The 22,613-nt window shown below is 64.2% G+C and carries 17 protein-coding genes and 1 tRNA gene; 10 read left to right on the forward strand and 8 right to left on the reverse strand.

Annotated features, from left to right (window positions below; translation table 11 throughout):
• The first annotated feature begins 29 nt into the window (after positions 1-29).
• From betI to FJ417_RS10595, 6 genes are all read left to right on the forward strand, one after another.
• Entirely contained in the window at positions 30-620 is a 591-nt protein-coding gene (gene betI / locus FJ417_RS10570) for a transcriptional regulator BetI (protein ID WP_140783351.1), read from the forward strand.
• Positions 617-2,146, forward strand: coding sequence for a choline-sulfatase (gene betC / locus FJ417_RS10575; RefSeq protein WP_140783352.1), 1,530 nt, complete (start codon positions 617-619; stop codon positions 2,144-2,146). The genes betI and betC overlap by 4 nt, the downstream gene beginning before the upstream one ends.
• Positions 2,143-3,147, forward strand: coding sequence for a threonine/serine dehydratase (locus FJ417_RS10580; protein ID WP_181183194.1), 1,005 nt, complete (start codon positions 2,143-2,145; stop codon positions 3,145-3,147). The genes betC and FJ417_RS10580 overlap by 4 nt, the downstream gene beginning before the upstream one ends.
• A complete protein-coding gene (betA, locus tag FJ417_RS10585; RefSeq protein WP_140783353.1) occupies positions 3,140-4,792 on the forward strand; it encodes a choline dehydrogenase in 1,653 nt (550 codons plus the stop codon). The genes FJ417_RS10580 and betA overlap by 8 nt, the downstream gene beginning before the upstream one ends.
• 49 nt (positions 4,793-4,841) lie before the next feature.
• Positions 4,842-6,305 (forward strand): betaine-aldehyde dehydrogenase, encoded by a 1,464-nt coding sequence (gene betB, locus FJ417_RS10590; protein WP_140783354.1) that lies wholly within the window; start codon positions 4,842-4,844, stop codon positions 6,303-6,305.
• Positions 6,306-6,399: 94 nt separating this feature from the next.
• Entirely contained in the window at positions 6,400-7,104 is a 705-nt protein-coding gene (locus FJ417_RS10595) for a YoaK family protein (protein WP_140783355.1), read from the forward strand.
• A 29-nt stretch (positions 7,105-7,133) separates the two neighbouring features.
• On the opposite strand, the gene FJ417_RS10600 is transcribed toward FJ417_RS10595, so the two are convergent.
• Positions 7,134-9,371, reverse strand: a complete 2,238-nt coding sequence (locus FJ417_RS10600; protein ID WP_140783356.1) for an AGE family epimerase/isomerase — start codon at positions 9,369-9,371, stop codon at positions 7,134-7,136.
• A gap of 190 nt (positions 9,372-9,561) precedes the next feature.
• Between FJ417_RS10600 and FJ417_RS10605 the strand changes: the two genes are divergently transcribed.
• Positions 9,562-9,638, forward strand: a tRNA-Pro gene (locus FJ417_RS10605).
• Between the two features lie 428 nt (positions 9,639-10,066).
• Here FJ417_RS10605 and FJ417_RS10615 read toward each other — a convergent pair.
• Complete coding sequence (locus tag FJ417_RS10615) at positions 10,067-10,360, reverse strand: type II toxin-antitoxin system ParD family antitoxin (RefSeq protein WP_140783357.1); 294 nt, start codon at positions 10,358-10,360, stop codon at positions 10,067-10,069.
• A gap of 212 nt (positions 10,361-10,572) precedes the next feature.
• On the opposite strand from FJ417_RS10615, the gene FJ417_RS10620 reads away from it, so the two are divergent.
• Complete coding sequence (locus tag FJ417_RS10620; RefSeq protein WP_140783358.1) at positions 10,573-10,908, forward strand: hypothetical protein; 336 nt, start codon at positions 10,573-10,575, stop codon at positions 10,906-10,908.
• A gap of 88 nt (positions 10,909-10,996) precedes the next feature.
• Here the strand turns inward: FJ417_RS10620 and FJ417_RS10625 are convergent, their stop codons facing one another.
• From FJ417_RS10625 to FJ417_RS10640, 4 genes are all read right to left on the reverse strand, one after another.
• Positions 10,997-12,613 carry an ABC transporter ATP-binding protein gene (locus tag FJ417_RS10625; protein ID WP_140783359.1) on the reverse strand — a complete coding sequence of 539 codons (1,617 nt, stop codon included), beginning with the start codon at positions 12,611-12,613 and terminating at the stop codon, positions 10,997-10,999.
• 1 nt (position 12,614) lies between these two features.
• The gene (locus FJ417_RS10630) at positions 12,615-13,739 is read right to left on the reverse strand and encodes an ABC transporter permease subunit (protein ID WP_140783360.1); all 1,125 of its coding nucleotides are present in this window, start codon (positions 13,737-13,739) and stop codon (positions 12,615-12,617) included.
• Entirely contained in the window at positions 13,732-14,655 is a 924-nt protein-coding gene (locus FJ417_RS10635; protein ID WP_140783361.1) for an ABC transporter permease subunit, read from the reverse strand. The genes FJ417_RS10630 and FJ417_RS10635 overlap by 8 nt, the downstream gene beginning before the upstream one ends.
• A gap of 174 nt (positions 14,656-14,829) precedes the next feature.
• On the reverse strand, positions 14,830-16,422 hold the full coding sequence (locus FJ417_RS10640) for a peptide ABC transporter substrate-binding protein (protein ID WP_140643423.1): 1,593 nt from the start codon (positions 16,420-16,422) through the stop codon (positions 14,830-14,832).
• 170 nt (positions 16,423-16,592) lie between these two features.
• On the opposite strand from FJ417_RS10640, the gene FJ417_RS10645 reads away from it, so the two are divergent.
• Both FJ417_RS10645 and FJ417_RS10650 read left to right on the forward strand, forming a co-directional pair.
• Positions 16,593-17,162: a TadE/TadG family type IV pilus assembly protein gene (locus FJ417_RS10645; RefSeq protein WP_226891935.1), complete on the forward strand. Its 570-nt coding sequence runs from the start codon at positions 16,593-16,595 to the stop codon at positions 17,160-17,162.
• A 20-nt stretch (positions 17,163-17,182) separates the two neighbouring features.
• Positions 17,183-18,916: a pilus assembly protein TadG-related protein gene (locus FJ417_RS10650; RefSeq protein ID WP_246687425.1), complete on the forward strand. Its 1,734-nt coding sequence runs from the start codon at positions 17,183-17,185 to the stop codon at positions 18,914-18,916.
• 8 nt (positions 18,917-18,924) lie between these two features.
• On the opposite strand, the gene FJ417_RS10655 is transcribed toward FJ417_RS10650, so the two are convergent.
• Positions 18,925-20,580 (reverse strand): alpha-glucosidase family protein, encoded by a 1,656-nt coding sequence (locus FJ417_RS10655; protein WP_140783447.1) that lies wholly within the window; start codon positions 20,578-20,580, stop codon positions 18,925-18,927.
• Positions 20,580-22,580 (reverse strand): glycogen debranching protein GlgX, encoded by a 2,001-nt coding sequence (glgX, locus tag FJ417_RS10660; RefSeq protein ID WP_140783363.1) that lies wholly within the window; start codon positions 22,578-22,580, stop codon positions 20,580-20,582. The genes FJ417_RS10655 and glgX overlap by 1 nt, the downstream gene beginning before the upstream one ends.
• Between the last annotated feature and the right edge of the window lie 33 nt (positions 22,581-22,613).

Genomic DNA, 22,613 nt, shown 5'->3' on the forward strand with positions numbered 1-22,613 from the left:
ATAATCTCGGCTCGAACCGGATCCCCAAAATGCCGAAAATCGGAATGGAGCCCGTGCGCCGCAAGGCGCTGATCGACGCGACGATCTCGGCGATCGGCGAGCGCGGATCGCTGGACGTGACCATGTCGGAGATCGCCGGCCGCGCCGGCGTGTCGTCGGCGCTGGCGCATCACTATTTCGGCGCCAAGGACGAGCTGCTGTTCGCGACGATGCGGCACATCCTTGCCGAGCTCAACGCGGACACAAGGCGCGCGTTCGGCCTTGCGGTGACGCCGCGCCAGCGCGTCTTGGCCGTCGTCGCCGTCAGCTTTTCCGACGACCAGTTCCAGCCTCAGATCATAGCGGCCTGGCTCGCCTTCTATGTCGAGGCGCAGAAGTCCTCCGACCTGCGGCGGCTGCTGCGCATCTATGCGCGACGGCTGCATTCGAACCTGATGAGCGGGCTGACCGGCATCCTGCTGCGGACCGAGGCCGACCGCGTGGCGGAAGCGACCGCGGCGCTGATCGACGGGCTCTACATCCGCCGCGCGCTGAAGGACGGCGTGCCGGATGCGCAGACCGCGATCGCGCTCGTGGAAGACTATCTCGAAACCAAGCTCAACGGACGGAGCCTTCCTTGACCACCCGGCGACCCAATTTCCTGATCGTCATGGTCGATCAGCTCAACGGCACGCTCTTCCCGGACGGGCCCGCGGATTTCCTGCATGCGCCGCACCTGAAGGCGCTGGCCGCGCGCTCGGCGCGCTTCGCCAACAACTACACCGCATCGCCGCTCTGCGCCCCGGGCCGCGCCTCGTTCATGAGCGGGCAACTGCCGTCGCGCACCCAGGTCTATGACAACGCCGCGGAGTTCGCCTCCTCGATCCCGACCTACGCGCATCATTTGCGCAGCGCCGGCTATCACACGGTGCTCTCCGGCAAGATGCATTTCGTCGGACCGGACCAGTTGCACGGGTTCGAGGAGCGGCTCACCACCGACATCTACCCGGCCGATTTCGGCTGGACACCGGACTACCGCAAGCCCGGCGAGCGCATCGACTGGTGGTACCACAATCTTGGTTCGGTGACTGGCGCCGGCGTCGCCGAGATCACCAACCAGATGGAATATGACGATGAGGTCGCGTTCCACGCGACGCAAAAGCTCTATGAGTTTGCGCGCGTGTCAGATGACGCAGACCGGCGTCCCTGGTGCCTGACTGTTTCCTTCACGCATCCGCACGACCCCTATGTCGCGCGGCGCAAATACTGGGACCTTTACAAAGACTGCCCGGCGCTGGAGCCGGAGGTGGGTTTCATCCCCTATGACAACCAGGATCCGCATTCGAAGCGGCTCTACAAGGCCTCGGACTACGACAGTTTCGACATCACGCCGGAGCAGGTGCGCCGCTCGCGGCGCGGCTATTTCGCCAACATTTCCTATCTCGACGACAAGGTCGGCGACTTGCTGTCGGTGCTGGAGCGCACCCGTATGGCCGACGACACCATCGTGATGTTCTGCTCCGACCATGGCGACATGCTGGGCGAGCGCGGCTTGTGGTTCAAGATGTGCTTCTATGAAGGCGCGGCGCGGGTGCCCTTGATGATGGCCGGCAAGGGCATCAAGGCCGGGCCGATCAGGGCGCCTGTCTCCAATCTCGACGTGACGCCGACGCTATGCGACCTCGCCGGCATCGATATGAGCGGAATCGCGCCTTGGACGGACGGCCAGTCGCTGCTGCCGCTTGCCGGCGGCGAGCAGCGCTCGGCGCCGGTGCTGATGGAATATGCGGCCGAAGGCTCCTCCGCACCCATGGTTGCGATCCGCGAGGGCAAATACAAATTCGTCCATTGCGAGCTCGATCCGCCGCAACTCTTCGACCTCGATGCCGATCCGCGCGAGCTCGACAATCTCGCGACCAATCCGGCCTACGCCGATCTGGTCTCGACCTTCATGGAAAAGGTCCGTGGCCGCTGGGATATGGCAAGCTTCGACGCCGCCGTGCGCGAAAGCCAGGCGCGCCGCTGGGTCGTCTACCCGGCGCTGCGCAACGGCGCTTACTACCCGTGGGAGTTCCAGCCGCTGCAGAAGGCATCGGAACGCTACATGCGCAATCACATGAACCTCGACAATCTCGAAGAGAGCAAACGGTATCCGAGAGGCGAATGATGGCAGACGTTCTCATCCCTACCCTCGATCATCTGAAGCAGGCTTACGCCGTCACCTCGACGGCCACGCAGGTGACGCCGCTTTTGGAGTCGGCGGCTTTGGCCAAGGAGACCGGCGCCGCGCGCGTCTTCGTCAAACCGGAGTCGCTGCAATGGGCCGGCTCCTTCAAGGTGCGCGGCGCCTACTGGCGGCTGAACCGGCTTTCACCGGATGAAGCGAGGAAAGGCGTGGTGGCGTATTCCTCCGGCAATTTCGCGCAGGGGCTGGCGGCCGCCGGCCAGGCGCTGGGCATTCCGGTCACCATCGTCATGCCGATCGACGCGCCGGCCGCCAAGCGTGACGCGACAGCCGGTTATGGCGCGCGCGTGGTGCTGACCGATCATGGCGACCGCGCCCGCGAGGAGGTCGCGGCCGCCAAGGCGCGCGAGATCGCCGAGACCGAGCACCTCACCTTGCTGCATCCCTTCGACGATCCGGAGATCGTCGCGGGTCAGGCCGGCGCCGGGCTGGAAGCGCTCGACCAGTTGACAGCGAAGAGGACGCAAGCGGACCTGGTGTTCTGCTCGGTCGGCGGCGGCGGCCTGATCGGCGGCGTTTCGCTCGCCTTCCACTATGTGTCGCCCGGTACCGAGATCATCGCGGTCGAGCCGGAGGGTTTCAATGGCATGGGCTCTTCACTCGCGCATGGCGCTATCGAAACGATGCCGATCGGACCGAAATCGATCTGCGACGGGCTGATGGCGCGCAAGCCAGGCGACGCGCCCTTCGCGGCGGTGAGCGCCGCCGGGGTGCGCGGCGTCACTGTCGACGATGCCTCGGTGCGGCGCGCGATGAAGATCGCCTTCGAGCGGATGAAGCTGGTGCTGGAGCCGTCGGGCGCGGCATCGCTGGCGGCGCTGCTCGGCGGCAAGGTGGATGTGAAGGGCAAGACTGTCCTCGTGGTTGCAACCGGCGGCAATGTCTCGCTCGCCGACTTCATGGCGCATATGAACAATGCTTGAAGCGGATTTCGTCATCATCGGCTCCGGCTCCGCCGGCTCGGCCATGGCCTACCGGCTGTCGGAAGACGGCAAGCACTCGGTGATCGTCATCGAGTTCGGCGGCACCGATATGGGGCCGCTGATCCAGATGCCGTCGGCGCTGTCGATCCCGCTCAATATGAGCCTGTACGACTGGGGTTTCGCCAGCGAGCCCGAGCCGCATCTCGGCGGGCGCGTGCTCGCCACGCCACGCGGCAAGGTGCTCGGCGGTTCCTCCTCGATCAACGGCATGGTCTATGTGCGTGGACATGCGCATGACTTCGACCACTGGGCCGAACAGGGCGCCGCCGGCTGGGCCTTCGCCGACGTGCTCCCCTATTTCAAGCGCATGGAGGATTCCGACGGCGGCGAGGACGGCTGGCGGGGCAAAAGCGGACCGCTGCATGTGCAGCGCGGCACGCGGAAAAATCCGCTCTACGGCGCCTTCGTCGAGGCCGGCCGCCAAGCCGGTTTCGAGCTCACCGACGACTATAACGGCTCCAAGCAGGAAGGCTTCGGACCGATGGAGCAGACCATTCTTGGCGGCCGCCGCTGGTCGGCGGCGAACGCCTATCTGAAGCCGGCTCTCAAACGCAGGAATGTGAGTCTGATCAAAGGCTTCGCCCGACGCGTGGTGATCGAGAATCAACGCGCGATCGGCGTCGAGATCGAAGCTAACAAACAGATTCAGGTCGTTAAGGCGCGGCGTGAGGTGATCGTCGCGGCGTCGTCGGTCAATTCGCCGAAGATCCTGATGCTGTCCGGCATCGGCCCGGGCGTGCATTTGCAGGAAAACGGCGTCCAGGTGATTGCCGACCGGCCGGGCGTCGGCGCAAATCTGCAGGATCATCTGGAACTCTACATCCAGCAGGAATCGACCAAGCCGATCACGCTGAACTCGGTGCTCAATCCTTTCTCCAAGGCGTTGATCGGCGCGCAGTGGCTGTTCTTCAAGACCGGACTTGGCGCCACCAACCATTTCGAGGCGGCGGCCTTCGTGCGCTCGCAAGCCGGTGTGGACTACCCGGACATCCAATACCACTTCATCCCGGCGGCGGTGCGCTATGACGGCAAGTCGGCGGCGAAGTCGCATGGCTTCCAGGCGCATGTCGGGCCGATGCGCTCGAAGTCGCGCGGGTCGGTGAGCCTGCGCTCGCCCGATCCGAAGACGAAGCCGGTGATCCGCTTCAACTATATGTCGCATCCGGACGACTGGAGCGAGTTCCGCCACTGCGTCCGGCTGACGCGCGAGATTTTTGGCCAGAAAGCCTTCGACGGCTTTCGCGGCAAGGAGATTTCGCCGGGCAGCCATGTGCAATCGGACGACGAGCTCGACGCCTTCATCCGCGACCATGCCGAGAGCGCCTATCATCCCTGCGGCACCTGCAGGATGGGCCGCGCCGACGATCTGACCGCCGTCGTCGATCCGGAATGCCGGGTGATCGGCGTCGAGGGGCTGCGCGTCGCCGACTCCTCGATTTTTCCGCGGGTGACAAACGGCAATCTCAACGCGCCATCGATCATGACCGGCGAAAAGGCCTCCGACCACATCCTCGGCCGCACGCCGCTGGCGCCATCCAACCAGGAACCGTGGATCAATCCACGCTGGCAGGTGGCGGACCGATAGGGCATTGTCGGGCAGACCGCCCGCTCGGCGAACAGACTTGGAGAAAGCCATGCGCGCCCAACCCACGGCATCGCATTACGTCAACGGCCGCTACATCGAGGACGAAGGCGGCGCGCCACTGCCCGTGATCTATCCGGCGACGGGCGAGACCATCGCCACGCTGCATTCAGCGACGCCCAACGTGCTGGAACTCGCCATCGAGGCCGCACGCGCCGCGCAGCCGGCCTGGGCGCGGCTGAAGCCGGTCGAACGCGGCCGCATCCTTCGCCGCGCAGCCGACATCCTGCGGGCGCGCAATGCCGATCTGGCCCGCATCGAGACGCTGGACACCGGCAAGGCGATCCAGGAGACGCTGGTGGCCGACGCTCCGTCGGCCGCCGACTGCCTGGAATATTTCGCCGGCGCGGTCGCCGCCTTCAACGGCGAGATGATCGATCTCGGCGGACCCTTCGCCTACACGCGGCGCGAGCCGCTCGGCGTGTGCGTCGGCATCGGCGCCTGGAATTATCCGATCCAGATCGCCGGCTGGAAATCGGCGCCGGCCTTGGCCATGGGCAATGCCATGGTGTTCAAGCCGTCGGAAAACACCCCGCTTTCGGCGCTGGCGCTGGCCGAAATCTACTCGGAGGCTGGACTGCCGGACGGGCTGTTCAATGTCGTGCAGGGTTACGGCGATGTCGGCGCCGGCCTCGTCGATCATGATGTCGTGGCAAAGGTCTCGGTGACCGGCTCGGTGCCGACCGGCCGCAAGGTGCTGTCGCTTGCCGGCTCGAAGATGAAGCACGCGACGATGGAGCTCGGCGGCAAGTCGCCGCTGATCGTCTTCGACGACGCCGATCTCGAGAACGCCATCGGCGGCGCCATGCTCGGCAATTTTTACTCGACCGGGCAGATCTGCTCCAACGGCACACGCGTCTTCGTGCAGAGCGGCGTCCACGACCGTTTCGTCGAGCGGCTGGTCGAGCGGACGAAAAAGATCCGCATCGGCGATCCGCTCGATCCCGAAACGCAGATGGGGCCGCTGGTCAACAGGGCGCAGCAGGACAAGGTCGTGTCCTATATCGAAGCCGGCAAGCAGGAAGGGGCCAGCCTCGCCTGCGGCGGCAACGTGCCGTCACTGCAGGGTTTCGACGGCGGCTTCTTCATCGAGCCGACGGTGTTTTCAGGCGTCACCGACACCATGCGCATCGCGCGCGAGGAGATTTTCGGGCCGGTGATGAGCGTGCTCAAATTCGACAGCGAGGACGAGGTGATCGAGCGCGCCAACGACACCGAATTCGGGCTGGCCGCCGGCGTGTTCACGCGCGACCTGCCGCGCGCGCATCGGGTGATCGCCGAGTTGCAGGCCGGCACCTGCTGGATCAACGCCTACAATCTGACGCCCGTGGAAATGCCGTTCGGCGGCGTCAAGCAGTCCGGCATAGGGCGGGAGAATTCGCTGGCCGCGCTGGCGCATTACTCGCAATTGAAGTCCGTCTATGTCGAGACGGGGGATGTAGTGGCCCCCTACTGAGCCTCTGCTGAAGGACGCGATTTGCCGAGAAGGCAGTTCTCCTTGCTGCCGGCTTGCCGTAGGTTTTCTGACGGGGGCAATCGAGGAAGCGAAAATGGCGGGCGAAGCCAAGGACAACAAGGCGGCCACGCTGCCGCTGCTGCTTAGCTTCAATGGAGGCTATGTCGATACCGCGGGCTTCCTGGCGCTGCAGGGACTGTTCACGGCGCATGTCACCGGCAATTTCGTCACGCTCGGCGCTTCGCTGGCGCTTGGCACGTCAGGCGCCTTTGCAAAACTTCTGGCTTTGCCGGTCTTCTGCTTCATGGTTATCCTTAGCCGACTCCTATCGTATCCGTTACAAAGCCGGAAGCTGCCGGTCTTCCGGTCATTGTTGGCAATCAAACTGTTGCTGCTGACGGCAGGTGCGATCCTGGCAATCCGCCTTGGCCCGTTCCCCGACGGAAACAGCTGGGCCGCCATCGTCACCGGCATGGTGCTGGTTTCGGCCATGGCGGTGCAGAATGCCGCGCATCGCGTCCATCTTCCCAGTGCGCCGCCATCGACGCTGATGACTGGCACCACGACCCAGATCATGCTCGACCTCGCCGATCTCATCCACGGCGCACTGCCCGAGAGCGAGGCCGCGTCCCGATCGCGCCTGGCGCGAATGTCGGTCGCCGTGTTCGTCTTCGCGCTGGGATGTGGGACAGCCGCTTTGCTCTATTCACAAGCCGGAATGTGGTGTTTTGCGCTGCCGCCGGTCGTTGCGATCGTGCCCCTTGTCATGCAGGAAAGCGCACCCGCCACCATGCAGTGACGTCAAGGTCCGAGCATGGGGCAAACGGCCTACGACTTATCGCTGGTGCCATCCAGATACTGCGTCAGCGCATAGACCAGATGGTAGAAGATACTGGCCGGCACGTCGCTCGCCAGTGAGCGGCCGCGTTCGTCGATGCGGTCGATCCACAAGCCCAGCGGCGCCGGGTCGATGTGCCAGCGGAACAGCCGGCCGACGCGCGCCTCGATCTCCGGCTTGAGATCCGGGCCGCCCGAACCGTCGAGCGCGATCGCCGCCTTCACCGCTTCGGCCTGTGGCCAGCTGCGCGAGACCGTGTCGAGCGGCACGCCCTGGCGCGAGACAGCGCCATAGGCAAGGCCGGTGGCGCGGTTGAGGCCGTTGGCGATCGCCGAGGCATAGAGTTTCCTGGCGAAGCCGCCGAGCTCCGTCTGGCCGCTGCGGGCGGCGAAATCGATGAGCAGCGAGGCCCATTCGAAATGGTGACCGGGCTCGGTCCAGGCGCCCTTGTCGCTGGCGGCGGGCTTCCAGCCGGCGTCGAAATATTCGCCCAACGTCCAGCTTTCCGGGTCGAAGAAATGGCTGCGGAAAAGATCGATGATGCGCGCGGCGCGGCGCAGATAGGCGCGGTCTCCGGTCGCCCGGTGCCAGGCAAGGAAGGCTTCGAGCAGATGCATGTGCGGGTTGGAGCGGCGCTCGCCCTCGCTGTCGGAAGTTTCCAGAAAGCCGGTCATGCGGGCATCTTCCAGATGCGCATCGAGGAAGGCGAACGTCTCCTCGCCGAGCCGCAACGCATCGGGATGGCCTGACATATGGGCGTGGGCCAGCGCCAGAAGCACGCAGGAATGATCGTAGGCATCCTCGACCGGATCGGCGACCGAGCCGTCGATGTTGAGCGTGCGCACCCAGCCGCCTTTGTCGGTGCGGCCCTGACCCGCCATGAAGTCGATGCCGTGCGCAATCAGCGTGTCCGCCGGGCCATCCCAGCCGCGCTCCTTGGCGACCGCGAAAGCATAGACCTGACGCGCCTGCGTGCGCATGCGCTTGGGTTTCATCAGCGGCGAGGCGTCGAAGCCCAGCGCCTCGTGGAAGCCGCCATGGCGCTCGTCGACGCCAATGGTAGACCATAGCGGCAGCGTCTCCTCGAACAGCCAGTGGCGCACGCGCCGCCGCCAGGCGCCGCTCTCGATGACGCGGTCATGCGCCGGCGTGAACCTGGTTTCGAGCCGGCCGGATTTCTCCAACTGCTCGACGACCTTCTTGACGTGCTGGCTGTGGCTGACCGGCGCGACGAAAGTGGCGTCGGCGGTGGAGACGATCGCCACGTCCTTCATGCCGATCGCCGACAGCAGGCGCCCCTCGCTGCGGATATAGGAGTTCTCGCAATCGATGGCGACGACGTCTCCGACGATGACATTGCCCTGCCCATCGGACGGGCCGACATCGAGCAGCGACTGCCATGAACCGAGATCGTTCCAGCGGAAGCCGGCCGGCACCATGGCGATGTCTTTCGCGCGTTCCATGATGGCGTAGTCGATCGAGGTCGACGGGATCGCGGAATAGAGTTCCAGCGGCATGTAGAGGCCGGACAGATCGCTGGTCGCAGCCTTGTAGGCGGCCTCCGTCGCCTGCCAGATTTTCGGTTCATGGGCCGCGAAGGCATCGCGCATGGCGCCGGCGCGGAACAGGAAGATGCCGGTGTTCCAGTAGAAGCTGCCGGCGTCCAGATAGGCCTGCGCGGTGGCGAGATCGGGCTTTTCGACGAAGCGCGAGACGTCGAAGACGCCGTCCTTGCCCGCCCCGACCTCGATATAGCCATAGCCGGTCTCGGGCTGTGTCGGTTTCAGGCCGAACACAACGAGCCGGCCGGCATTTGCCGCGCCAGCGCCCGCCTCGATGCTTTGCCAGAACTGACGAGGCGTCGATATTTCGTGGTCGGACGGCACCACCAGCACCAGTTCGTCGCCATATTCGGAGAGCGTGCGCAGGCAGGCCAGCGCAACGGCGGCGGCCGTGTTGCGGCCTGTCGGCTCGAACAGCGGTCCGCCGCCGGCAAGATCGAGGCCGGCAAGGTCGGCATGGACGCGGTCGGCGTGACGTTCCGCGGCGATCAGGAAAATCGGTGTCTCGCCTTGCGGGCGCGCCGCCAGCCGGCGCAAGGTCTTAGCCAGCATCGAGCCGTCGCCCGAGAAGTCGTGGAACTGCTTGGGGTTGTCCTCGCGCGACAGCGGCCACAGCCGCGAGCCGACGCCGCCGCTCATGACGAAACTGACGATGCGCTGGCTCATGAACGACCCTGTCAAAAGTCTGGCTCCGATGGGACGGCCTTACGACAAAAGCCTTTAAGCCCCCCTTTAGCTGACAGCCAATCCTATGCCATTCGGGCAAGCTTCGCGAAAGAAAGGAAATGCGACACAAGTGCTGCCATTGCCGCTTGCAGGATCGGAAAGCGGCAGCTATAAGCCCGCGGTCTGGTCACGGAGTGTAGCGCAGTCTGGTAGCGCACCTCGTTCGGGACGAGGGGGTCGCAGGTTCAAATCCTGCCACTCCGACCAGAAAAAACAAGCACTTGGCTTTTCCCGAAATTGCTCCCCGCCTGAAATCAAGACTGGCGTCAATCGTCGCCGTAGCTCTCCGGCAGATGACGCTGTAGTTCCATCGCGTCGTGGAGAACGCGGCCAATTCCGATGACCTGGAGCGTCATGCGATAGAGCAGGAAATGGCGCGGTCGTAGCACGATGCCATGTTCGGTCCGCGCGCGGTCCCGACTATGGCGCAGGTGGTAGCTGCGGATCTTGTTTCCCAGCTCCGCGCGGGCGATGCTGCCGGCCCGTTGGGGATCGGCGACGATGTCGCCAGGGCGACCATCAGCAGCCGTTGGTAGCGAATACGCGCAATCTCGCCGACTTTGACTTCCGTGTAGGCGAGTATTTGAACGATGTCTTCCTTCGCGGCCGCGGAAAGCCGGTATAGGACCATGGCCTTACAAGCCGGTTTTTTTCGCGCGTAAGCTTGCCTGTTGCCCCAGGCCATCCATAAATTTTTCGACGCCGTCTTCAGTAACATCCTCGAAACGGCCTTGTTCGATGTCGTGGAAGCCTATGTTGGCGGCCTCCCTGAGCGCAGCCAGCTTTGCCGACTCCCTCGCCTCGCGCTGCTCGACCAGCCGCAAGCCGTCACGCAATACCTCGCTGGCGTTCTGATAACGCCCGGTTTTCACCAGTCGGTCGATCATCTCTTCGAGGTGTTCCGTCAGGACAACATTGCGTGTCGGCATCGCGATATCAGCTCCAATTCAACAGGCACGATACAGGGACATGGCATATTATGCCAATAGTTATTGCGGTCAGCGCCGTCGAAGGATGGCCTGACCTTCGAAACAGAATCGCGCGGCAACGCTCGACAACAGTTTCTCAGTTTGGCCTAATGGCAACCCGCTATGCTTTCGAGATGCGCGGGACTGTAAGACGGCGAACCAGGGTTGAGAGTATGAAGTTCACGCCGACGGCCATTGCACCGACACTCGTGTTCCTCCTGTTCGCGGCAGGCTGTTCATCGACCACGGCGTCGATCAGCCCGGCGAAGTACGACAAAATGAACTGCCCCGAGCTCAATAATGCGGTCGGCGACACCGCCACTGATATTTCACGGACCGCAATAGCCCGCGGCAAGGTCGCCAACACGAGCGTGCCGACGTGGTTGCTCGGCGGCGAGCGCGTGAAGACGGTGGTGGCCAATCGCGAAACCGCCCGGATCGACAGGCTGCAGCAACAGCAGCAGGCGATCGTCGCCACGCGGAAGCAGAGGTGCCCATCCGCGCAGTGAACCTGAAGCGCGTCGCGCCGAACGGATACAGGCGATGCCGCCGCACACTTTTGGGCGACATGCATTAGCCTGGCTGGGCTCGCCCGCCTCAAGCGCTCATGCGGAACTTTGTCGAATCGATCGCCGCGTTCATCAGCGTCTGCGTATAGGCTTCGCGCGGATTGTCGAAGATCTCTTGCGTCGGCCCTTCCTCGACGATCTTTCCCTGCTTCATGACGATGATGTAGTCGGCCATGGCGCGCACCACCGCGAGGTCGTGGCTGATGAAGAGATAGGACAGTTCGTGGTCGGCCTGCAGCTTGCGCAACAGCTCGACGATCTGCTTCTGCACGGAGCGGTCGAGCGCCGAGGTCGGCTCGTCCAGCACCACCACTTTCGGCTTCAGGATCATGGCGCGGGCAATGGCGATGCGCTGGCGCTGGCCGCCGGAGAATTCGTGCGGGTAGCGGTTGCGCGCGTTGGGATCGAGGCCGACCTCGCGCAGCGCCCCGATGGCGCGCTGGTCGCGCTGCTTGCCCGTGAGCGAGGGCTCGTGCACCAAAAGGCCTTCGGTAACGATCTGACCGACGGTCATGCGCGGCGACAGCGAACCGAATGGATCCTGGAAGACGAGCTGCAATTCGCGCCTGAGCGGCCGCATCGCCTGGCGGTCGGCCTCGGAAATATCGCGGTCGCCGAAGCGGATGACGCCGTCGCTGGGCAAGAGCCTGAGCAGCGCGCGGCCGAGCGTCGACTTGCCCGAGCCGGACTCGCCGACGATGCCGATCGTCTGATTGCGCTTCAGCCGGACCGAGATCCTGTCCACCGCGCGCAGCATCAGCGGCTCGCCGCCGAAGAAACCGCCGCCGATCTTGAACACCACCTCGACATTGCGGCCTTCGAGCAGCACCGGCGCACTGGCGGGCGGCGCCGCCTTGGTGCCCGTAGGCTCGGCCGCGAGCAGCATCTTGGTGTAGGCATGCTGCGGGTTGGCGAAGAGCGCTTCCGCCGCGCCCTCCTCCACCACCTCGCCCTGGCGCATGACATAGACGCGATCGGCGAAGCGGCGCACGATGCCTAGATCGTGGGTGATGAAGACGATGGCCATGCCGAGCTTGCGCTGCAGTTCGGCCAGCAGCGTCAGGATCTGCGCCTGGATGGTGACGTCGAGCGCCGTCGTCGGTTCGTCGGCGATCAGGATGTCGGGATCGTTGGCCAGAGCCATGGCGATCATGACGCGCTGGCGCTGGCCGCCCGACATCTCGTGCGGATAGGATTTCATCCGCCGTTCGGGATCGGGAATATGCACCAGCCTCAGGAGCTTCAGCGCTTCCTCCCGTGCGGCCGCGGCGGCAAGCCCGCGATGCCGGCGGATCGGCTCGATCAGCTGGTTGCCGATGGTGTAGAGCGGGTCGAGCGAGGTCATCGGCTCCTGGAAGATCATGCTGATCTTGCGGCCGCGCACCTGGTTCAGCTCGCTCTTCGACATGGCCAGAAGGTTCCGGCCGCGATAATCGACATGGCCCGTCGCCTCGCCATTGGAGGAAAGCAGGCTCATCGCCGCCATCATCGTCTGGCTCTTGCCGGAGCCGGATTCGCCGACGACGGCGACCGTCTCGCCGGCATTGACCTTGATGTTGATGCCCTTGACCGCCTCGACCGTGCCGTCGAGGGTCTGGAAACGGACGCGCAAGTCCTTGACGCTGAGGATCGTTTCGGTGGCCATGTCAACGGTCCTTCGGGTCAAGGGCGTCGCGCAGGCCGTCGCCGACGAAATTCAGCGCGAACAGCGTCGAGACGAGGAAGAAGGCCGGGAACAGCAGCAGCCAGTTGGCGTAGCCGATGTTCTTGGCGCCGACCGAGATCAGCACGCCCCAGCTGGTCATCGGCTCCTGCACGCCGAGACCGAGGAAGGAGAGGAAGCTTTCCAGGATAATCACCTGCGGCACCAAGAGCGTCATGTAGATGACCACGGGGCCAAGCAGGTTTGGGATGACATGGCGCAACAGGATGCCGCGCTGGCCGACGCCCATGGCTTCCGCCGCCTGGACATATTCCTGCCTGCGGATCGACAGCGCCTGGCCGCGCACGATGCGCGCCATGTCGAGCCACAGCACAGCGCCGACGGCGAGGAACATCAGCACGAAGTTGCGGCCGAAAAACACCACCAGCATGATGACGAAGAAGATGAAGGGCAGCGAATAGAGCACGTCGACGATGCGCATCATCACCTCGTCGACCCGGCCGCCGGCCAAGCCAGCTGTGGCGCCATAGATGACGCCGATGACGCCGGCGACGACGCCGGCGAGCAGGCCGATGGCCAAAGAGATGCGTCCTGCCATCAGTGTTCGCGAGAGCAGGTCGCGGCCGGTGTTGTCGGTGCCGAAGAAGAAATATTGCTGCTTCACGGCCGAGCTCATCGTCACTTCGAGACCGTCGGGCGACTTGTTCTCGATCCTGGTGTCATCGAAGGCGTCGGAGCGGTCGAGATAGCGGATGTTGCGGTCGTCGATCGGCTTGGTCGAGGTGACGGTTACGGTGACGCGATTGCCGTCCTGGTGCCATTCCTTGATGTCGGCGCGCATGCGCTTGATGGCGTCGCCCAGCGCACCCTGGATCATGTCGGGTTTCGGATAGGCCGAAAGGCTCGGCGGCATGCGCACATAGTCGCCATAGATGGTGGTGTATTCATGCGGCACGACCCACGGGCCGCAAATGCTGGTGACGGCGATGAAGGCCAGGTAATAGAGGCTGAGCATCGCGGCGCGGTTGCGCTTGAGCCGAGCCCAGGCATTGCCCCAGAGCGAGCGGCCGACGATCGGCTCGGGGACGGCGACGGCGAAGTCAGTCATAGCGCACCCTCGGATCGACGACCGCATAGAGCAGGTCGACGATCAGGTTGAAGACGATGGTGAAGAGCGCGATCACCACCACGGTTCCCATGACCAGCGTATAGTCGCGGTTGAGGGCTGCATCGACGAAGTAGCGGCCGACGCCGGGAATGGAGAAGATCGTCTCGACGATAATCGAACCGGTCAACAGCGCGGCGGCCGCCGGGCCGCTGAAGGAGACTATCGGCAGCACGGCGCCGCGCAGCGCGTGCTTGACCACCACCGACCAGTCGGAGAGACCGAGGGCGCGCGCCGTGCGGATATGGTGCGAACGCAGGCTCTCGATCATGGAGCCGCGCATCAGGCGGGCGACGATGGCGACCTGCGGCAAGGCCAGCGTCAGCACCGGGCCAACCTTGTTGATGAAGGCGCCGTCGCCCCAGCCGCCGATCGGCAATAGCTTCCAGGACAGCCCGAAGACGAGCTGGATCACCGGCGCAATGACGAAGGTCGGGATGGTGCTGCCGGCGGTGGCCAAGGCGATCACCGAATAATCGCCTATTTTGTTCTGGTTGAGCGCGGCGATGGTGCCCAGGATGGAGCCCAGCAGCAGCGCCAGCACCAGCGCCGAGGTGCCGATCTGGATGGAGATCGGCAGGCCCTTGGCGAAGAGTTCGGTGACGGTGAAATCCGGCAGGTTGTAGCTCGGGCCGAAACTGCCGCGCAAAAGATTGCCGAGATAGTGAACATATTGCAGCCAGAGCGGATCGTTGAGGCCGAACTGGGCTTCGAGATTGGCCCTGATCTCGGGGCTCAGGCCCCGCTCCTGGTTGAACGGGCCGCCAGGGGCGACGCGGATCAGGAAAAACGCCACCGTCACGATGACGAATAGCGTGGGGATGGCGGTCAACAGCCGCCGGAAGACATAACGCAGCATCGGCGCCCCGCTTCAGCCAGGGCGACAGCTCTCCAGACGAGACCGTGGCGCGCTGGCATCTCTGATCTTCGCACCGGCATGCCCGAAAATCCAATCCGACTTTCGGCCCGGCACGATGACAGACCGAGGCCGCCGCTCCCAAAAAGAGAGCGGCGGCACGGCCAAGGTTTCTTGTCAGTCCTTGGAGATGAAGCGGGACGGATGAATGTCCATCACATTGTCGTCGAAGCCATGCAGCTTCGAGGAAACGATGTCGTGGTAGCTGTAGTAGAGAAGCGGGATCTCGCCGACATCGTCGACGAGGATGCGCTCGGCTGCGGCGAGGTCCTTCATGCGCTCCTCAGGCTTGCCGCCCGCAGCGGCCGCCTTGTCCATGGCGGCTTCATAGGCAGGGCTGTTGTAGTTCGAGTAGTTGTTGCCGCTTGCCTTGCGCGAGATGCCGAGGAAGGTCTCCGGATCCTTGTAGTCGGCGATCCAGGCGGCGCGGGCGACGTCGTAATTGCCCTTCTGCTCGAGGAAGCCGTAGTGGGTCTTGGTGTCGGTGTTGAGCAGAGTCACCTCGACGCCGAGCGGCTTCAACTGTTCCTGGATGGCGACCGCCGTGTTCTTATGGTTCTCCGAGGTGTTGTAGCGGATCTCCATCTTCAACGGATGCTCGGGTGTATAGCCTAGTTTTTCCAGGATCTTCTTGGCCTCGTCCTCGCGGTCGATCTGCGGCATGTCGGCGTATTTGGCCAGTGCCGGCGTGTAGCCCTCGATGCCCGGAGGCACCATCGAATATCCGGGCAGCATCGAGTTCTGCCAGACCTTCTCGGCGAGGAAGTCGCGGTCGATCGCCATCGAGATTGCGTTGCGCAACTCGACATTGTCCCACGGCGCCTTGTCTGTCTTGATCGCGTAATAATAAGTGCCGAGATATGGCCCGACACGGACCTGGTCACCGAATTTGGTCTTGAGATCGGCGAGTTGCTCAGTTGGCAGGTCGCCATAGCTGTCGAGTTCACCGGCCTCGAAACGCTTCATCGCCGACGAGCGATCCTCGGTCGGGATGTAGTTGACCACGTCGAGCTTGACGCTCGCGGCGTCCCAGAACTTCGGGTTCTTGACCAATTTCATATGGTCGTTGGGAACCCACTCCGCCAGCGTATAGGCGCCGTTGGAGACCAGCTTGCCCGGCTTGATCCAGTCGGCGCCGAGCTTGTCGATGGAAGCCTTGTTGACCGGATAGGTCGCCTGGTGGGTCAGCATCTCCAGGAAGTAGGGTGTCGGAGCCTTCAGCGTGACTTCAAGCGTGTTGGCGTCGATCGCCTTCACGCCCATATCCTCGGCCTTGCCTTTTTTGGTGTTGAAGTCCTCCGCGCCCTTCACCGGATAGAGCATCGAGGCGTATTCCGCAGCGGTGGCCGGATCTTCGAGTCGACGGAACGAATAGACAAAGTCGTCCGCTGTCACCGGGGTGCCGTCCGACCAGAGGCCGTCCTTGCGCAGCTTGAAGGTGTATACGGTGCCGTCATCCGATACCGTCCAACTTTCGGCGGCGCCCGGAATGAGGTTCGTCTTCTGGTCATGCATGGCGAGGCCCTGGAACAGGTCGCGTATGATATCGGCTTCATAGACTGTCGATGTCTTGTGCGGATCGACCGTCTCCGCCTCGGCGGCGGCGCCGCGGTTGTAGACGGTCTCGGCGAAGGCCGGCGTGTACAAGGTGCCGGCGGCCAGAGCCATGGTGGTGGCGAACACCGTCGCCTTCAGCATGTTTTTCAGCATGAAGTTTCTCCCTGTCGGCGCGGCCCCTCAGCCGCGCCTTTTTAAGTTTTGACACCCGGAACCGTTGAAACGGCCCCGTTTCAGGCGTGCCGCCGATCCGTTCCGGCGGCTGGTGGCAGGAGACTAGACAGAGCGAAATCTTATTTCAACCATTGCCTGCTTGACGCAGAGTGAGCGTCATCACGCTAAAACAGCGAAACCTAAAGCTTATAGCTTGCCTTCAACTTGGCACACCTGCCGGTTGTTCGATGTGTTTTCTATTTTTGCAGGCAGGTGTTGGCATTCTCCGCAACATGCTGAAAAACCGAAAATTCCCTGTTTCTTGGTCTCGTTTCCGGGCGGACGCCTCGGGGACGTCGGCAATCGAATTCGCCATGCTTGCGCCGATCTTCATCCTGCTTCTGCTCGGCATGGTTGCATATGGAATCTATTTCGGTGCCAGCCACTCCGTGCAGCAGATCGCCGCCGATGCGGCGCGCACGGCGATTGCCGGCCTCAACCAGACCGAGCGGCAGGCACTGGTCACCGATTTCATCGCCCACGACGTCGCGGGGTACCCCTTCGTCGATCCCAACAAGCTGACCATCAACGCACAGGACAGTGTCGCCGACGGCAGCCAGTTCGTCGTCTCGGTCAGCTACGATGCACGCAACCTGCCGATCTGGAACCTGTTCCGGACACTGCCGCTGCCGGGCACGACGATCCAGAGTCAATCGACGATCCGCGTCGGAGGCATATGATGCCCATCAAGGGGGGATTGATGGCGGCGACGCGGAGACTGCTCGCCGACCGTAATGCGAATTTCGCCGTCATGACGGCGCTATGCACGCCGGTGGCGCTGGCGCTGACCGCCTTCGCGATCGACGAAGGTTCACTTTACAACGAGCGCCGCGCCGCGCAGTCGATCGTCGACCTTGCCGCCATCACCGCGGCCTCGAACATCACCAATGCCGAGCAGGCGGTGCTGACGACGCTCAGCGACAACGGCATCACCTCGGTCGCCGTGCAGCAGCAAGGCACCACCGCGGCGCCAACCGCCAGCAAGGCGGTCGTCCAGATCGTGCCGGGGCGCTACACGGGCGTCAGCACCATTGCCGCCGGCAACCGGTTCGAGGCGGGCAAGCTGCCCTACAATGCCGTGCAGGTGTCGCTGAAGAAGCAGGGCACGCTCTATTTCGCCGGCTCGATCATGTCGCCGCCCACTCTTGGCACGACCGCTATCGCCAGCGCGCAGCCGCAAGCGGCTTTTTCGGTCGGCTCGCGGCTTGCCAGCCTGAATGGCGGCATTCTCAACGCGCTTCTCGGCGGCCTTCTCGGCGGCAACGGCATCTCGCTCAGCGTGATGGATTACAATTCGCTGATCTCAGCTGACGTCGACGTTCTTTCGTTCACCGATGCGCTGGCCACGCAATTGCACCTGACTGGCGTCAGCTATTCCGACGTGCTCGCCTCCAAGGCAACGATCGGCCAGATCGCCACCGCGATGGCCAATGTGCCAGGGCTGGACCGCACAGCCAAGATCGCCCTGCAGACCATGGCCTCCAGCGCCACCAACACGGTCAAGATTCCGCTCGGCAGCCTCGTCGACCTGGGCTCGGTGGGCAGCCTCGGCCTCGGGCAGAAACCCGCCGGGCTGTCGGTCGACGCCAGCGCGCTCAGCATGCTGACGGCGGCGGCGGCGCTTGCCAACGGCACGAACCAGGTCCCGGTCAATCTCGGCGCCACGATACCGGGGCTGGCATCGACGACGCTTGCCATCGCCATCGGCGAGCCGATGCAGAACTCGCCCTGGCTCGCGGTCGGAGAGGCAGGCACCGTGGTGCGCACGGCGCAGACTCGCATCAAGCTCAACGCCAGCGTGACACTTGGCAATTCCAATCTCGGCGGCGGCGCCAGTCTTGTCGCCGTCCACCTGCCGCTCAATGTCGAAGTGGCCTATGCCGAAGCGAAGCTGACCGATATCAGTTGCCCGACGGGTCCCTCCAGCATCAAGGTTTCGATCGCCGCGCAGCCGGGCGTGGTCTCAGCCCATCTCGCCAACAGCAGCGCAAGCGGCTTCGCGGATTTCACCAAGCCGCAGTCCTTCTCCGACGCCGATATCGCGGACCTGAAGCCGTTGCTCATCCCGGTGCTGCAGGTGACAGGCTCGTCGGCCTTCTCGGTCACCAACATGGCGCCGACCACCCTGACCTACAACGCCACCGACATCGCCAACAAGGCGATCAAGACGGTGTCGACGAAGAACCTGACGCAGTCGCTGACGACATCGCTGGTCAACAACCTGTCGCTTTCGGTCAATGCGCTGGGGCTAGGCCTCGACGTGACCGCCGTGCTCGGCACGGTGAAGCCGGCGGTGACGACGCTGCTCAACGGCGTGACCGCGCCGGTCGACAGCTTGGTCTACAATGTGCTTGGGGCGCTTGGGGTCGGTGTCGGCGAGGCCGACGTCCGGGTCACCGGCGCGACGTGCGGACGCTCGGTGCTGGTTCAGTAAGCCGCCTTTCAGGCAATTCTCCCGACGAAGCACCCCACGGGCGGCAGTGCCAGGGCAACCTCCTCGAGAACACCGCCAAGAACGCCGGCGACGTCAACGGCAAGAGCCGTTACCTCGGTATCCCTGATCTCGGCCGGCAGCGCCCAGTTCGCCGGCTCCGCGGCGAAGTTGAAGACGCACAGCAATTTCTCGTCTTCGTGCTGGCGGATGAAAGCCAGCACATCGCCCTCGGCCTCGAGGAAACGGATAGAGCCTTGGATCAGCGCCGGATGGCGCCTGCGCAGGGCAAGGATCGAGCGATAAGTCGCCAGCACGGAACCGCCTTCGCCATGCTGGACATCGACCGCACGCACACGATGTGCTTGCGGCACCGGCAGCCAAGGCTTGCCGGTGGAGAAGCCGGCATTGTCCGCCTCCGCCTGCCATACCATCGGCGTGCGGCAGCCGTCCCTACCCTTCACGCCCGGCCAGAAGCGGATGCCGACCGGATCGCGCAGATCCTCATAGGCAAGCTCGGCTTCCTCCAGCCCCAGTTCCTCGCCCTGATAGAGGCAGATCGACCCGCGCAGGCATGACAATAGCACGATCGAGAACTTCGCCACCGCGTCCGGGCTCTCGCCGGGCCGTGTCCAGCGGCTGACGTGGCGCACGACGTCATGGTTGGAGAAGGCCCAGCAGACCCAGCCGTCCGGGGCGGTCGTCTCGAACGCCTCCACGCAGCCGCGCACATGGGCGGCGGAAAATTGCGGGCTGAGCAGGTCGAACGTGTAGCACATCTGCAATTTGTCGCCGCCGGATACATAGGTGGCGAGCGTCTGCAAGGAACGCTCCTCGTCACCCACCTCGCCGACCGCGGCGCGGTCGGGATATTCGTCGAGCAGCGCGCGGAAGCGTTTCAGGAAGTCGAGGTTCTCGGGCCGCGTCTTGTCGAAGAGATGCTCCTGGAAGGCATAGGTACTGGTCGAACCGTTGGTGCCGGCGACGCTTGATGCCAAGGGCGGGTTGTCGCGCAGCCAGCGGTCGTGGACATAGTAGTTGACGGTATCCAGCCGGAAGCCGTCGACGCCGCGCTCCAGCCAGAAGCGCACGGTGTCGAGCAGCGCGTCCTGAACGTCAGGATTGTGGAAGTTCAGATCCGGCTGCGCGGCCAGGAAATTGTGCATGTAATATTGCCGGCGGGTGGCGTCCCATTCCCAGGACGGGCCACCGAAGACGGACAGCCAGTTGTTGGGGGCGTTGCCGTCCGGCCTGGCGTCGGCCCAGACATACCAGTCGGCCTTGGCATTGTCGCGGCTGGCGCGGCTTTCGACGAACCATTCGTGCTTGTCGGAAGAATGCGAGATCACCTGGTCGATGATGAGCTTCATGCCGAGTCGATGCGCCTCGGCGACCAGCGCGTCGAAATCCTCCAACGTGCCGAAGATCGGATCGACATCGCGGTAATCGGACACGTCATAGCCCATGTCGGCCATCGGCGACTTGAAGAAGGGCGACAGCCAGACCGCGTCGACACCGAGCGAAGCGATATGGGCGAGCCGCGCGGTGATGCCCTTCAGGTCGCCGCTGCCGTCGCCGCTCGTATCCTGAAAGGAGCGCGGATAGACCTGGTAGATGACGCAGCCGCGCCACCATTCGGCGCCTTGCTCTGGATTGCCGCAAGCCATCACGACCCCTTCCTGCTGCGCGATTTAGCGGCTCGCCGCTCGATCATGAAACCGACGCTGCGACCGGGCAACGGCCGCGCCAGATCGACCGGCTGCGTCTCGATTGCCGGGCGCCATTCAAATCCGTCGCGCGCCGGCAGGCTGAAGACACATTGGCGGCGGTCGCCGTTGATCAACACAGCCAGGCGGCCGCCCCCGCTATCGCCGAGCATCATGACGAGGCGATGTCGCCCGGGATCGTTCCAGTCAGCCTCGCCGAGCGGCGCGCCGATCTCGGTCAGCCAGGCCACGTCGGGGATTTCCGATCCGTCGGCGGGTTCGCCGCTCAGGAAGCGTGTATCTGCCAGCGCAGGAAAGGCCCGGCGCAGCGCAGCGAGCGACGATGCGTGTTGCTCGAGCGCCCGGTCGCGGCCGGCCCAGTCGAGCCAGGTGATGGCATTGTCCTGCGCATAGGCGTTGTTGTTGCCTTTCTGCGTGCGGCCGAACTCGTCGCCGGCAGTCAGCATGATGGTGCCGCGCGAGGCAAAGAGCGTGGCGAGCAGCGCGAGCTGGTCGTTGAAGCGGGCCATGGCGATCGCCGCGTCGTCCGTCTCGCCCTCGGCGCCGTTGTTCCAAGACAAATTGTCGTTGTGGCCGTCGCGATTCTGCTCGCCATTTGCCTCGTTGTGCTTGCGCTCATAGGCGACGATGTCGGTCAGCGTCATGCCGTCATGCGCGGCGATGAAATTAACGCTGCGGCTCGCCGGTTGGCCGTCCCTGCCGAAGACATCGGAGGAACCGGCAAGCCGGGTGGCCAGAGCGCCGATCGCGCCGGTATCGCCGCGCCAGAAGCGCCTGACATCGTCGCGGTAGCGGTCGTTCCATTCCAGATATGGCGGACGGAAACTGCCGAGCTGGTAACCGTTCGGACCGATATCCCAGGGCTCGGCGATCAGCACGCGATCGGCGAGCACAGGATCGCCGGCGATGGCCTGAAGCAGCGGCGCGTCCGGCTCGAAGGCGCCGTCGACCCGCCCGAGCACGGGCGCCAGATCGAAACGGAAGCCATCGACACCGGCGAAGCGGACGAAGTGGCGGAGCGTGTCGAGCACCATCTCGCGCACCACCGGACGGTCGCAGGCGACGGTGTTGCCGGTGCCGGTGTCGTTGACCAGCCTGCCGTCCGGCTGATGCCGGTAGTAGCTTATCGCATCCAGTCCGCGCAGCGACAGTGTCGGCCCGAGCCGGTCGCTTTCGCCGGTGTGGTTGAAGACGAGATCGAGGATGGTGCCGATTCCCGCCTTGCGCAACGCGGCGACGGTATCGCGCAGTTCCTCGAGGCCGCCGGGCGCGAGACGCGGATCGAGCGCCATGAAGGTGACGGGATTGTAGCCCCAGGCGTTGCTCAGCCCCAATGGCGGCAGGTGCCGCTCGTCGATCGACGCGGTGACCGGCATCAATTCGACTGCGGAGACGCCGAGACCCTTCAGGTGCGCGACGACAGCCGGATGGGCAAGCGCCGCGATGGTGCCGCGCTCAGCCTCCGGCACGTCCGGATGCAGCTTGGTAAAGGAGCGGACGTTGAGCTCGTAGATCAGCCCGCCGGCCTGGAACAGCGGCGGCTTGGCCGGCTGCGGCTTGGGCAGCGGGCGCGCAATCGCCTTCGGCATCAGCGAGGCGGTGTCGGCGCTTTCGTTGCGCTTGGCTGCGAGCCGCCAATGGTATTGGTATGGACGGTCCAGCTCGACGGCGTAGGGGTCGGTGAGAAGCTTGTTCGGGTCGAACCATAGGCCGCGCTCCGGCGCATAGTCGCCATCGGCGCGAAAGCCGTAATGCGTGCCCTCGCCAAGGCCGGAGACGAGGAGCGCGTGCACGCCCTCGTCTTCCGGATTGAGCTCCAGCCGGTCGAGTTCGCGCGCGCCGGTGTCGTCGAAGATCGAGACCCAGAGACGCCGCACCGATGAAGACCAGACGGCAAAGCGTATGCCTTCGGGGGTGATGGTAGCGCCAAGCTGGGTCATGCGAGCGCTCCCCTTCTGCCCTTGGGGGAGAAG

Source organism: Mesorhizobium sp. B3-1-7, from assembly GCF_006439385.1.
Taxonomy (GTDB): Bacteria; Pseudomonadota; Alphaproteobacteria; order Rhizobiales; family Rhizobiaceae; genus Mesorhizobium.

Bases quoted from the DNA above. Each gene is read 5' to 3' on its own strand.
- FJ417_RS10625 (WP_140783359.1), bottom strand. From the start codon at position 12,613: ATGGCCACCGAAACGATCCTCAGCGTCAAGGACTTGCGCGTCCGTTTC.
- FJ417_RS10620 (WP_140783358.1), top strand. From the start codon at position 10,573: ATGAAGTTCACGCCGACGGCCATTGCACCGACACTCGTGTTCCTCCTG.
- FJ417_RS10640 (WP_140643423.1), bottom strand. From the start codon at position 16,422: ATGCTGAAAAACATGCTGAAGGCGACGGTGTTCGCCACCACCATGGCT.
- betB (WP_140783354.1), top strand. From the start codon at position 4,842: ATGCGCGCCCAACCCACGGCATCGCATTACGTCAACGGCCGCTACATC.
- betA (WP_140783353.1), top strand. From the start codon at position 3,140: ATGCTTGAAGCGGATTTCGTCATCATCGGCTCCGGCTCCGCCGGCTCG.
- FJ417_RS10615 (WP_140783357.1), bottom strand. From the start codon at position 10,360: ATGCCGACACGCAATGTTGTCCTGACGGAACACCTCGAAGAGATGATC.
- FJ417_RS10600 (WP_140783356.1), bottom strand. From the start codon at position 9,371: ATGAGCCAGCGCATCGTCAGTTTCGTCATGAGCGGCGGCGTCGGCTCG.
- FJ417_RS10650 (WP_246687425.1), top strand. From the start codon at position 17,183: ATGGCGGCGACGCGGAGACTGCTCGCCGACCGTAATGCGAATTTCGCC.
- FJ417_RS10580 (WP_181183194.1), top strand. From the start codon at position 2,143: ATGATGGCAGACGTTCTCATCCCTACCCTCGATCATCTGAAGCAGGCT.
- FJ417_RS10635 (WP_140783361.1), bottom strand. From the start codon at position 14,655: ATGCTGCGTTATGTCTTCCGGCGGCTGTTGACCGCCATCCCCACGCTA.
- glgX (WP_140783363.1), bottom strand. From the start codon at position 22,580: ATGACCCAGCTTGGCGCTACCATCACCCCCGAAGGCATACGCTTTGCC.
- FJ417_RS10655 (WP_140783447.1), bottom strand. From the start codon at position 20,580: ATGGCTTGCGGCAATCCAGAGCAAGGCGCCGAATGGTGGCGCGGCTGC.
- FJ417_RS10595 (WP_140783355.1), top strand. From the start codon at position 6,400: ATGGCGGGCGAAGCCAAGGACAACAAGGCGGCCACGCTGCCGCTGCTG.
- FJ417_RS10630 (WP_140783360.1), bottom strand. From the start codon at position 13,739: ATGACTGACTTCGCCGTCGCCGTCCCCGAGCCGATCGTCGGCCGCTCG.
- betI (WP_140783351.1), top strand. From the start codon at position 30: ATGCCGAAAATCGGAATGGAGCCCGTGCGCCGCAAGGCGCTGATCGAC.